The organism is Methylophaga sp. UBA2496, assembly GCF_002341635.1.
In the GTDB taxonomy this organism is placed as follows: domain Bacteria; phylum Pseudomonadota; class Gammaproteobacteria; order Nitrosococcales; family Methylophagaceae; genus Methylophaga.
Genome location: NZ_DDOK01000003.1, coordinates 131730 through 144213, shown reverse-complemented (window position 1 = coordinate 144213; position 12484 = coordinate 131730). Strand labels below are relative to the sequence as shown.

General features: G+C 40.4%; 10 protein-coding genes and 1 pseudogene. All 11 read right to left on the bottom strand.

The window, feature by feature from the left end; genetic code table 11:
• Positions 1 to 2: 2 nt before the first annotated feature.
• The gene (locus tag B2W60_RS01465; protein ID WP_292361489.1) at positions 3 to 914 is read right to left on the bottom strand and encodes a glycosyltransferase; all 912 of its coding nucleotides are present in this window, start codon (positions 912 to 914) and stop codon (positions 3 to 5) included.
• Positions 907 to 2394, bottom strand: a complete 1488-nt coding sequence (locus B2W60_RS01460) for a hypothetical protein (RefSeq protein WP_292361488.1) — start codon at positions 2392 to 2394, stop codon at positions 907 to 909. The genes B2W60_RS01465 and B2W60_RS01460 overlap by 8 nt, the downstream gene beginning before the upstream one ends.
• 8 nt (positions 2395 to 2402) lie before the next feature.
• Positions 2403 to 3098 (bottom strand): annotated as a pseudogene (locus B2W60_RS01455) (acylneuraminate cytidylyltransferase family protein); the annotation flags it as partial.
• A 2-nt stretch (positions 3099 to 3100) separates the two neighbouring features.
• A complete protein-coding gene (locus B2W60_RS01450) occupies positions 3101 to 4045 on the bottom strand; it encodes a dihydrodipicolinate synthase family protein (protein ID WP_292361486.1) in 945 nt (314 codons plus the stop codon).
• Entirely contained in the window at positions 4038 to 5081 is a 1044-nt protein-coding gene (locus B2W60_RS01445) for a GDP-mannose 4,6-dehydratase (protein ID WP_292361485.1), read from the bottom strand. Before B2W60_RS01445 ends, B2W60_RS01450 begins: the two co-directional genes overlap by 8 nt.
• Entirely contained in the window at positions 5074 to 6894 is a 1821-nt protein-coding gene (locus B2W60_RS01440) for an N-acetylneuraminate synthase family protein (protein ID WP_292361484.1), read from the bottom strand. Before B2W60_RS01440 ends, B2W60_RS01445 begins: the two co-directional genes overlap by 8 nt.
• A 30-nt stretch (positions 6895 to 6924) precedes the next feature.
• Positions 6925 to 7770, bottom strand: a complete 846-nt coding sequence (locus B2W60_RS01435; protein ID WP_292361483.1) for a phytanoyl-CoA dioxygenase family protein — start codon at positions 7768 to 7770, stop codon at positions 6925 to 6927.
• Positions 7757 to 8515: a hypothetical protein gene (locus tag B2W60_RS01430; RefSeq protein ID WP_292361482.1), complete on the bottom strand. Its 759-nt coding sequence runs from the start codon at positions 8513 to 8515 to the stop codon at positions 7757 to 7759. Before B2W60_RS01430 ends, B2W60_RS01435 begins: the two co-directional genes overlap by 14 nt.
• A gap of 1 nt (position 8516) precedes the next feature.
• Positions 8517 to 10301, bottom strand: coding sequence for an ABC transporter ATP-binding protein (locus B2W60_RS01425; protein WP_292361481.1), 1785 nt, complete (start codon positions 10299 to 10301; stop codon positions 8517 to 8519).
• Positions 10298 to 11386, bottom strand: a complete 1089-nt coding sequence (locus B2W60_RS01420; protein ID WP_292361480.1) for a GDP-L-fucose synthase family protein — start codon at positions 11384 to 11386, stop codon at positions 10298 to 10300. Before B2W60_RS01420 ends, B2W60_RS01425 begins: the two co-directional genes overlap by 4 nt.
• Positions 11379 to 12464 carry a GDP-mannose 4,6-dehydratase gene (gmd, locus tag B2W60_RS01415; protein WP_292361479.1) on the bottom strand — a complete coding sequence of 362 codons (1086 nt, stop codon included), beginning with the start codon at positions 12462 to 12464 and terminating at the stop codon, positions 11379 to 11381. The genes B2W60_RS01420 and gmd overlap by 8 nt, the downstream gene beginning before the upstream one ends.
• Positions 12465 to 12484 lie beyond the last annotated feature (20 nt).

The window sequence follows — 12484 nt, the reverse complement described above, 5'->3', positions numbered from 1 at the left end:
GTTTATACCTTGAAAGGCTTAATTAATCGACTTAGAAACGCTTTAATGCTGAACTTTGGTTTGGGAAGCTTTTTAATTAGTTCATCAAAAAAGGGAGAAGTCACACTATTAGCAGGAAACGTTTTTACCTCAAACGTCGCGTCAATAGGCGTATCATCAAATCCGCTAACCACACAATTTACACCGCTACCATCAAACCCTGAGTTCTCAACCAAACTTTTTCTAGGGTACAGTACCAGCCCATTTTTTATAAACACACTCAAGTACCAACGTATTGCCCATGAATCAACCTTAGCCTTTTTTTGGGCTTCAAGCATTTTAAAGTATGGGTAGCGTCCATCCAAATTAAACTGCTTTTTCAGGTCAGGATTATTTTTTATAGTGTTGAAACTACTAGCTGTTTTATCAAATTTTTCCCATGAGTTTTGCCACGTCGCCCACCCCCAAGAGGATGTCAGAGGTAGAAACAAAGCATCTTCGTTAGATTGAATATCGACAGGAAACATATAACCGGCTATCTGCATGACTTGTTCATCGTGCTCATACTTATCAAGCCCTGTATTCATATACGCCAGAAAATGCGGTGAAACCTGCAAATCATCTTCCAATACTACAACCTTACCGAACTCATTACATATGCGAGTTACACCATCAATGACAGAATTTGCCAGACCCCAGTTGCTATCTCGCTCATAAATAGTGACGGTTTTAAAACCGGAAATTTGACGAATATATTCTCTTACCTGCCTAACGGTTTCTTCAACACTTTTGTCCTTTGCTGCATCCGAAAAAACAAATAAATCAGACATTTCGGCTTGAGGATTTTTTAATAACGAAGTTACAGTTCTACGAGTATGTTCTGGTCGGTTGTAAACAAACAATATTATTGGGGCGAATGTCGTTTCTTTATTCATAGGCTTTACCATCAATGTATTGATTGATTACACCTACTAATCTTTGCATCGACTGACCATCGTTTGGTCCAAGGAATCGTTGTGAAAATATCTGCATTTTCTGTCTAACTGAATCAAATTGTTCAGGCTGTTGCTGAATTTGCAATACCTTATCAACGGCTGCTTCTGCCGAGTCAACAACAATTGCTGCACCGTGTTTTTCTGGAAAGGGATATACGCTGTGTGACTTATCCAGTTGTAAAATAACTGGAATAACACCACATGCAGCAGCCTCGGACAATGTTGTAGAAAAAAAGCCCACTGCACTCTGGGTATTTATCAATGTTGCAGCTAACGAAAACTCCGGTGCATTCATCGGACTAATTCTATGCGGATACTTTTGCTGTAAGTCATCAAAGCCAGGATGTTTATCAACAGGATGTTTTCTTACAATGATATCTATTCTTTCATCACGTTTTAGCAAGTCTTCTGCAAATTTAACAAGCAACAGATAATCCTGCTCACTAATATGTTTACTCACGGGCTGAGTATATATAACAACCCTATTCGGTTTTGTGGTGGTTACTCTTCGTTCATTTAGCCGATGAAATTCATCCAGCAAAGGACTACCAATCTCATGATAAGCTGGTTTTGGCGACACACTCTGGTAACGTTCAACAAAATCATTGCTCCAGCATAGCATCACATCAAAGCACATATTTCGATAACCACTATGTAACACCCCTGCGCGCCCACTCTGAATTCGGATAGTTGGAATCTCAAGTTGCTTTGCTGCTCTCGCCATTAACTCATCATAATGTGAGGTTCCCTCAGCAAATAAAAGTACTTCTGGACGCTCCTGTTGCAGCGCTATATAAGCCTGCTGAAAAAACATGCATAGACGTAGATAAACAGGAAACAATGGATGCCAAACTGACAAGCTCAATCCAGAAGAAAAACCTTTCGGCATTGGCAATAACGCTGGACATGCTCCTTGTTCTTTTACTTTTCCAGAAATCAACATGGGATGTGATGAGAAAAAAAGACATGTAGTTGATTTAAATTCAGATACCAAAGGTTGGAAGAAATCAACAAATCGGCAATTTATGGCAAAAAAACCAATAGGTCGTTTTTCAGTACTGCTAACTGATTTGGCAGATAAGACGTTTGAAATGATAGAGCGATAATAATCTCTGCCTAAACGTAACCAAGGTAAAGAGGTTGTAAACAGCCTTTTGGTAAGCGAAATTTCGGACGAATTTTCCCAATACCGATCGAATGTTTTGGTTAAATCCGACTCTTTGGCTGAATTACGCCATGGTTTTGTGAACTTGAGTAAGGGTAGTAAGCTATATGGCCTAGCCATAGCTTCAAAATAAAAATAACGCTCAAATGCTCCACGCAGACAATTATTTTTATAAGTCAGATAGTCTGGTTGTTGCTGTTCAATCCAATCAAACAACTCCGTCATTAAAGCGGTTAATTTTTCCTCTCCTGTCATTCGAGACTTTAGTTCCCGCTTGCCAGAATCGCATCTGCGACTAAAAAGTCAATGGGATTATCAATATCCACTGAATGCGTGCGACTCATCAGATAAGGCACAGCGTTTTGATAAAGTGTTAATAGTTTTGAATTTTGAAAATCCTTGATTTTTCTGACATAAATTGCACCATTAGGATGGTAAGCAATTTTTTGATCCTGACTCCGTGTATTACCTGTCAACATTGGACTATGTTCAAAAACAGGTGTCCACTGATCCCCCTCATCATAGAATGCAAATGAGATAGGGAATCCATATTCAGTTGCAGAAAAAACCGGTTTACCCTTTTCTTCAAAAAGTTCGATTGCTTCGTCAATGTGTTGTGAGTTACGTAAGGGTACGGTAGGTAAGCCCATCAAAAATACATCATTCGGGTCTGAGAATATCTTTTGATAACCGTCTTTCAGGTAGTCAAAAATCTTTACTTTATCTCCCGCCTGCTCGGGTTCACGATAATCAAGAACCAGTTTATCACTTTTAATATAGCGATTAGCGATATCCCAATATTCTTGAGAATCAGTCGAGAATATAACCCTATCAACCTTTTGCGCGTTAACAAAAGCCTCTAATGTGTGAACCACGAGAGGCTTGCCAGCCAGCATTTTTATATTTTTACCGGGTAATCGTTTTGAGCCGGATCGAGCGGGTACAAATGCCACATAAGCCATTAGCTGAAAAAGTCCTGGATAGCTTTGTCTACTTGATTATGGACGGTGACAACTTCCTGATATTCGGTATCGTTCAAATGTTTCAGAGGCATCCGATCTCGGCGATGCATAAAGCCAGCGGCCTGCAATAACGCTTTGTTTGTTCTGTGCCAACCATATTTTGAGGCACATTGGTCAAAGAACGGTGCTTCAAGTTGATTCAGAATAAAATCGATTGTTTTTTGATCATCATTTTTCCATGCTTGCCAAAACGCTTCACCAATACGGGCATCGAGCATGGAAATCCCATTCAGATAGGACTTAGCTCCAAAAGGCTTATATTGCATCAATGTTGATTTACGTCCTGCAATCACTACCCGTATGCGCGGCTCAAGTTCCAGAGCCAGACAAGTAGTTTCAAAATCTTTTGCATCTTCTTTCAACGCCACGATTTCAGGGATACTGGGCAGTTTTCTGAATAATGAATGCGGCCAATGCATTTGAGTACCGTCATAACCTGATAAAAATGGCATTTCATGTACCAGGATAGGCATATTTGAATTTCGGCCGACTTCAGCAAAATGATCCAAGATCTGTTCATCATTGAAATACTTTTCTCGCACAATCAATGAGATCAAATCGGCACCGGTTTCTTTTGCATGGACAGCGAATTCAGTACTTTCTTTGGTCGAGCAATGGATAGGATCACCAACCACCACAATGTTTTCAGGATCAAGCCGCTTCAGCAGTTTTATACAAAACTCATTCAATTCCATAATTTCTGAGTGTTTCAACTGAGAATAACGTGAGTTATAAGCCATTACATAAAACTTTCTGGCACCACCAATGTAGAGATGATTCAGATATCGTTCCAGAGACTCATAATCAATATTTTCCTGTTCATCAAAAGGAGTGAATACAGTGTAAACACAACCTTCCAGCCCCTGTTTCAAATGTTCATACATTGGTGATTCCTTTTGTTCTTCTGTCAATATCAGTGAATACCATTTCAGTTGCTATTTTTTCAACCGATCTGGAACCCTGCCAATTTATTTTGTTTAGTAATTTTTTAGCATTGCCGGCTCTTGCACTAGTATCGAAAGGTCTGAAATAACGTTCTGATACCACAGCTAAAGGCATTCCTGAAGATTTATCCACGCAAACTTCATCGACGCCCGTACCTTCAAACAATGGGTCAAATCCGGCTGCAATAGCAGAAAAACGCAGGAAATCTCTAACAGTTGTTAATTTACCCGTCGCAAATACATAATCATCGGCTTCTTTTTGTTCTAACAAGCTCATCATGGCGGCAGTGTAATCCTCTGCTGCACCCCAGTCTCTCGCTGACGATAGTGCGCCCAATTCAATAGGTATACCATTATCTATTTTTAATCTAGCCAGGTTAAATGAAATTTTCCGCGTCACAAAATTTCGACCGCGTAATGGCCCTTCATGATTGAATAAAATGCCAACTGAAGCATGAAGATTATATGTCTCGCGGTACATCCGAACTAACTCTTGAGCAGTAAGTTTGGATATACCATAAGGATTCGCCGGTTTAAGCCGGCTTTCCTCACTAAGTAACGTATTGGGTGCAGCCGGACCAAACACCTCAGAGCTTGAAGCAAAAAACAATCTGGCTTCCGGCACAGTGTGCCGGATAGCTTCCAGCACATTCAGCGTACCTAACGTGTTGGCCTGAAGTGTTGTCACGGGATGAATAAAAGAATCCGCAACAAAACTCTCGCCGGCAAAGTGATAAATATGTGCTGGTTGAATAGATTTCAGAACATCATTCAAGTTAAACGGTTCATCAATATTGATATTGACTAACTTAACCTTGTCGAGAATATTCAGGTGATGTAATCGCCAGGTTTTTGATGCTGAACCTCTGCGAAACCCACAATAGACTGTCCATCCGGCAGTCGATAGATGCTGAGCCAGATGCGCTCCATCCTGTCCTGTTGCCCCAATGATCAGTGCTGTCTTATAGTTAATCATCAAACAACTCGGCTAATCTGTTTAATGCCTTTGCAAACCCGGCTCCTTCATCAAGATGTCCTTGCCAGACTTCAATGACCTTCATACAGTCCAAATCCATTACAGAGCTAATTGCCGGCATGTTTTTTGTGTCCCCTTCACCAAAATGAAGTCCTTCACCATCAATTCCGGCAGCATCTGCAATATGTACATGCTGAATAAAACCTGAAAGTCTTTTAATAACCTCTGTAGCTTCAAAATCAAACACACTGTCACCCATACATAAATGACAAACATCCATGCATATCGGTAATTGGTACCGTTCAATTAACTCAACGTCTCTGGGTTGATTTACGGCTTCCAGTTTGACAGAACCACCAAAATACCATGCGATGGGAGGTAACCACTGGGGAAGAATGGAAACGCCTTGTTTTCGAAACCCCTCTATTAACTGCGAGTGCTGCTGATAAAACTGTTCAATAGATTCATGCACAACAGAGAAGCTTCCTACGATTGGTACATGCTGCCCTGTATGTTGCTGTAGTGCATCAGCTAAATCGACTGTTCGCTGGAGGATATTCTGGCTTTGCTCTGCTTGTAATGCATCTGCCGAGAATGGGTCCATCAGCTGAGTAGAATTGATGTAATCGGGCAAATGAATGCTGTATCGATTATCAGCATTGTATTGTTTTGCATCTACCTCAGATAGAACTTCGCCATAGGATAAATGAAACTCATAAGCACCCACCGGAAATTTTTGCTCAATGCCAGCCAAATCATGCAATCTAACTGGAATGGCAATTTTCCGGCTACGTGCAAAATCTATAGCGGTGTCAGATACTGGAGGTGTTTTTTCAAAAACAGAACGACTTAATACTTGCCCGGGCGTTACCTCCCGAACTGTAGGGTGTTTCAGAAAAGGTTGTATCTCATTTTGCCCCAGACCAACTCTGGGGGAGCGGAAAACTAACTGCTCTGGTTTAATTATTTCCCCGGCGCTAATAGCCTGTTTTGCATAAAAGCTACGACCAAGATTTTGCAAATTAAGGAGTTCCCCTTGGTTGGCAACTCGTGGACCATTCCCCGCCATCAGTAATCCGATATGGTCTGCGAACATCGCCATGCGAGAAAATTCGTCCGGGGTTGAACTTGTGGTGTGATCCAGCCCATTCGCATCTTTATCAAAGGTTATATGCCGCTCGATAACTGTAGCTCCCATAGACATTGCAATTAATGTCACTTCCCAGTCATTGTCATGGCTTGAGTAGCCAAATGGACGTTGCCATTTATTCGCCATGTGCTGTAGATAGCCTAAACGGGAATTTGTCAGCGATACCGGATAGTTGGATACGCAATGAAGGGCAAGCCAATTATCACCCTTGAATTGACTGATGGCATCATCGATCTCTGCTTCATTGTGACAACCCAGCGACAGATAAACCGGCTTGTCCAATCTCAACATGCTATTAACAAGTTCAATATTTGATAATTCAACTGAAGGCACTTTGAAAAAGTCAAAGGACGCTAAATCATCATTAAAGTCGAGCATATCCTGCGTATCAAAGAAACTAATCCCAACTGCAAGCCCGAGCTGTTTGCCCTGTCCTGTTAGTGACAATATAGTATCTGGTGAAAGGTAATTCCGACGAATTTCCGTCAGCAACATCTCATCGCCAATTTGTTTCGCATCATCAGCATAGGCATTTTCAAGGTTCCGATATTGAAACTTGACTCCCCATACACCGGCATTGGAGGCTGCTTTTATAAGATCCATTGCCTTATCGGCATCACCATCGTGATTAATGCCGATTTCTGCGATTATTTTTATATCCATTATCAAAAACTACATATCCTGATTTAGAAGTTAATTTTTATGTTTTTTACGATTTAAGGTGTGATCCTGCACTTGATCACCAAGGATTCTTTTTGAGGCATTTCCTGTCCATTTGTTTATGTTCAGGAATGATTTTAACCACCAGCCAGCTGATAAGGGTTTGTCACTATAGCGTCGTAGATTTTTAGGGTGTGTATGTCCTCTGAGCACGCGTCTTTCTTGATCAGGTTGAACAATGCCACCTCGATGGAAACCATCGGAATCAAATATCAATAGATCCCCGGCTTTCAATTCAAGTGATACAGGGTTTCTTATTAACGACTCATCAATATCATTCGGAATATCCTCTACTCCACAACCTTGAGAGAGATGAAATCCCGCTCGATAATGCCCTTCCCAATGTGTGCTGGGGCAATACTCAAAAGCACCATTTTCTTTAGTTGTATCCGTTAAGTAAAACCAAAATTTGATCGACTGCATCCTGTCAAAATGCCATGGAAGAATTGGAGTTTCAGCTGGTTTTTCGTGCGTTGCAAAAACCTCATCATTAAAATCTATTTCATGTGGTGCAAAGTAGGCTTCTGCGATTTTTTTCAAAAAGTCATTACGAAACAGCTTTGTAATCTCAGGGAAATCGGTCAATGCATCATTGTGCCATGGAGAAAATCTTGCGGTTCGACCATCAGGATTCATCGGATGGCCACTTTGAGAAATAATAGCTTTCGATGGATTAATGAGAATTTTTTCGAATTCTGTATTTATTAATCCAAGTTCACCTTCGGATATAAAGTTAGGAACATGTGTAATTCCAAAATTACGCATGTTTTTAACTGCCGAATCAATATCTTGTGAGCACGTAAAATCATAACTTTGCATTTGCATTGCCTTTTACCGACTTCAGTAAACCTCTGAATTTCGAAAATAATTTCTTAAATGATGACTTACTATCTGGTTGATATGTAAAACACGAAAACCTTTCATCATATAAAAAATCTGACTGAAGCGTTTTAGAGTTTCTATGATAAACATGCTCTGAAACATCAAGTTCAAAACCAGCCTGTTTAATTTTTTCTTCTATCAGAGGCTGAACACTTAAATCAAGATGAACAACATCTGCCATAAATTGAGATTTGATAGAATCATGATTCATAATATCTTCCATGATATCGATAAAAGGTATTTTATTGTTGCTACAGATAATTCTTAATTTTTTATTAAAGCAGTCTACATATTTATTTTGTTGAATTCGTTCGGAAGGAGTAATGTTAAATACAAGGATTTGTATATTAAAATTTTTTTTGGCCCATGTGAGAAAATCTCCATACCTTTGTGCACTTCGACTCAAGAGTTCAAAAGGCTCAGCAATCTCTTCAGAGGTTACAGGCTCCCAAGGCGTCCACCCTTTGCCTAAATAGTAACGAGTATCCGGCTCTCCAAGTACAAATAAAACTGGGGCATTATCTTCCAGATTCTTAAGGGCGGCACTAACTCTCTTTTTTAATTCATTAAGATGAGCATCGCTTATAAAACACATCTCTTTGCCTGGACCAATAAACAATGGGAAAAAATTATGGTTATTCGCAAAACTGCGCGTGTGACTATCGCCAATAACATAAATCATATTAATTTCCTGAACCCAAACTCGTTGAAATAAGCCTTCCTTGATTCATCGAAAAGACTTGGTCAGCATTCTGGAGAGTGGAGTGGCGATGAGCAATGATTAGGATAGTTTTTTCACCATGAAGACGACTGACAGCATTCATAACATCTATCTCAGTTTCCATATCAAGTGCACTCGTTGCCTCGTCAAGTATGAGTATCTCGGGATCATGATAAAGCGCTCTTGCAATACCAATACGCTGTCGTTGTCCGCCAGACAGCCTTACCCCTCGTTCACCTAATAAAGTTTCTATACCCTCAGGAAGTTCATCTATTAATGACTCTAACTGTGCTGCTTTAAGCGCTCTTATAACTGAAGCATCATTGATTTCATCATCTTTAATTCCAAAAGCAATATTGCGTCTTAAAGTATCGTCAGTTAAGTAAATAGATTGGGGTACATAACCAATCATACCTTGCCATGATCGTAGGTTATCAATTGTAATTGGCTGAGCATCAACTTTTATTTGCCCTTCATCAGGCATAAGTACACCCATAATGATATCAATGAGTGTACTTTTACCCGAGCCACTCTCACCGATAAAGCCGACCATTTGTCCTTTTTCAATGTTTATAGTGATATTACTCAGAGCCTTACGATCTGCGAATGGATAGCTATAGGCAATTTCTTCGAGAAAAACACTCTGTTTAAAAACTAATGGTTTGGTCTCAGGTTGATATTTATCAGCGACCGATGTTTCAAATTCTCTGTAAATAATATCGGTAATTGCTGTCCCGAAACGCAATAAATTGACTGATGACACAATACGATTAACAGAAGGCATTAATCTAAATGATACGGCACCAAAAAGAGCCAGAATCGGTACAACCTCACTAACCGTTTTTCCTTGATACACCATACCAATAAACAATAAACTCAACCCTGCTATTAGCAAAGTCTCTAACCATAGTCGGGTGAGATTTTGTACAAACGAGTTTCGCTGATGCATTTTAAGGCTTTGCTCGGTATGTCCGGCATACTCCGTTGAAAAGAACGCTTCTTTCCCGTACACCTTGACATCCTTTATAGCGCCAATGCCCTGCTGTGCGTGTTTCATACGTAAGGCTTCATGGTGCTGTCTTTGCTTACCCCAGGAAATAATTCTTCGCTTGGTTAGCCACTGGTAAACACCACCAGCAATAAAAAACACCAAAAACACTGTGATTGCCCCAATAGGCTCAAAATATAACAATAAACCTAAAAGCCCCAAAATAACCAAAGATTCTGCAATCAACAGCATGCCCGGGTTGAGCATATAGTTCATGAACAAGTTTAATTCCACCTGAAGGTTATTTATTAAATCTGCAGAGTTGCGTTGCAAATGAAATGTGTAGGGCTGATACAGATAGCGGCTAAATAAATCCTTTGCCATATCTGCTTGCGTTTCAAAGACAAACCGGGATTGCCTCCATGCCAGAAAAGTCAGATAGGTATTTTTTAATATATAAATCACAAGCAGAAACAACATTGCAGCAATCATCAATGTTTTATGTGATGGATTGCCAAAACTCTGAAGGGTTGATTTTACAATCGGGTATTGTGAGGCTGCATCCGGATCAGCAATAACTGCCATGATTGGCAGGATCAGGCCGACACCAATCATTTCAAGGAGCATTCCAATCACCATCAACAAAAGTAATCCAATAGCTCTGGGTTTCTTTTTTTCCGGCAACAAATCCCATACTTTGTTGATATCGCGAAATTTGAGTTTAGCCTGGAGTTTGGGTTTGGATGGGCTGGCGCTCAAAGTTCACCTTCAAATTCAGTATGTCTGGTCTGATAATCTTGGTATAACTTTGATAAATGCTGTTCTAAATTGGCATTTTTTTTCCAACCAAGCTGATTTAATCGCTCTACAGACATAAGCTTTTGTGATGTACCATCTGGTTTGGTTGTATCAAAAGCAAGTTTCCCATTAAAACCAGCCACTTTCTTAATCAACAAAGCTAGCTGAGAAATCGTAACATCTTCTCCCACACCAATATTTACAACGGGTGCTAATCCATTGTTTCGGCCGGCTGCTGTTAGTGAAACGAATTGATCCTCTGGCAGATTCATTAAATACACACAGGCATCAACCATATCCCCGCTGTACATGAACTCTCGTCTGGGATTGCCTGTCCCCCAAACCGTAACCTCGGGGGTATGATTCGTTTTACAAGATTGAAGAAGGTTTGTCCTGAGAGGTTCAGAAATTTGGCCATGCATTTTTTCATCAGCCAAGATGCCCTTTTCATCCCCTTTTCCTGCTAACTTTGCGAGATGAAATTTACGGATTAAAGCTGGTAGTACGTGAGAGTTACTAAGATCATAATTATCACCGGGGCCATAAAGATTGGTCGGCATTGCTGCCAGGAACTGTGTGCCATATTGTCGGTTGTAGCTCCAACACATTTCAATTCCGGCAATTTTAGCAAGTGCATACGGGCGGTTAGTTTCTTCTAAGGGGCCTGTAAGGAGATACTCTTCTTTAAGTGGTTGTGGTGCATTTTTAGGATAGATGCAACTCGACCCCAAAAACAATAAACGTTTTACATTATTCAGATACGCATGATGTATCACATTATTCTGAATGGCCAAGTTGTCACGAATAAACTCGGCAGGATAACTATTGTTGGCATGAATACCACCAACTTTTGCTGCCGCAAGAAAAACATAATCTGGTTTTTCAGCCTTGAAGAACTCGGCTACAGCATTTTCATCGGTCAAATCCAATTCGGCATGTGTTCTTTTAAGCAGATTAGTAAACCCCTTACCTTCCAAGTTTTGAACCAGCGCTGATCCGACTAAGCCACGGTGACCTGCAATATATATTTTGTCTGTTTTATTCATGGTAGTCGTAAGCGGTAAAACCATGTTTTTTAACTAACTCATCACGTTCTGCAGATTTGTAATCTTCAAGTACCATTTCTGTTACAAGTTCTTCAAAGGAAATTTTAGGTGTCCAGCCAAGTTTTTCTTTGGCTTTAGTTGGGTCACCTAGTAAGGTTTCGACTTCTGTGGGACGGAAATAACGTGGGTCCACCTGGACAATACATTTGCCTTCAGCGTCATACCCTTTTTCATCAACGCCTTTACCCTCCCAGCGAATCGTAATATCCAGTTCTTTTGCGGCGGTATCAACAAAATCACGAACGCTGTATTGCACACCTGTTGCGATGACAAAGTCTTCTGGCTGATCCTGCTGCAGCATTAACCACTGCATCTCAACATAATCCTTGGCATGTCCCCAGTCACGGAGTGCATCAAGGTTGCCCAGATAAAGACAATCTTGTAAGCCTAATTTAATGCGAGCTAATGCTCTGGTAATTTTGCGAGTTACAAAAGTTTCGCCACGGATTGGGCTTTCATGATTAAACAAAATGCCATTACAGGCATAGATGCCATACGCTTCGCGATAATTCACCGTAATCCAGTAGCCATATAATTTGGCAACAGCATAAGGACTACGTGGATAAAATGGTGTTGTTTCTTTCTGTGGAGTTTCCTGTACCAAACCATAAAGCTCTGAAGTTGAAGCCTGATAGAACTTGGTTTTTTTTTCCAGACCAAGAATACGAATTGCTTCCAGAATCCTTAATGTGCCAATTCCATCAGCATTTGCAGTATATTCCGGAGTTTCAAAACTGACAGCCACATGACTCATTGCGGCAAGGTTATAGATTTCATCAGGCCGAACCTGCTGGATAATTCGAATCAGATTGGTAGAGTCAGTCAAATCACCGTAGTGCAAAATGAAATTTTTATTATCGACATGCGGATCCTGATAAAGATGATCAACGCGATCTGTATTAAACAGTGAAGCACGGCGTTTGATACCATGCACTTCATAACCTTTTTCTAATAATAACTCTGCCAGATAGGCCCCATCCTGGCCGGTGATACCAGTTATTAACGCAACTTTGTTCATTTAAATCTCTACTTAATTTT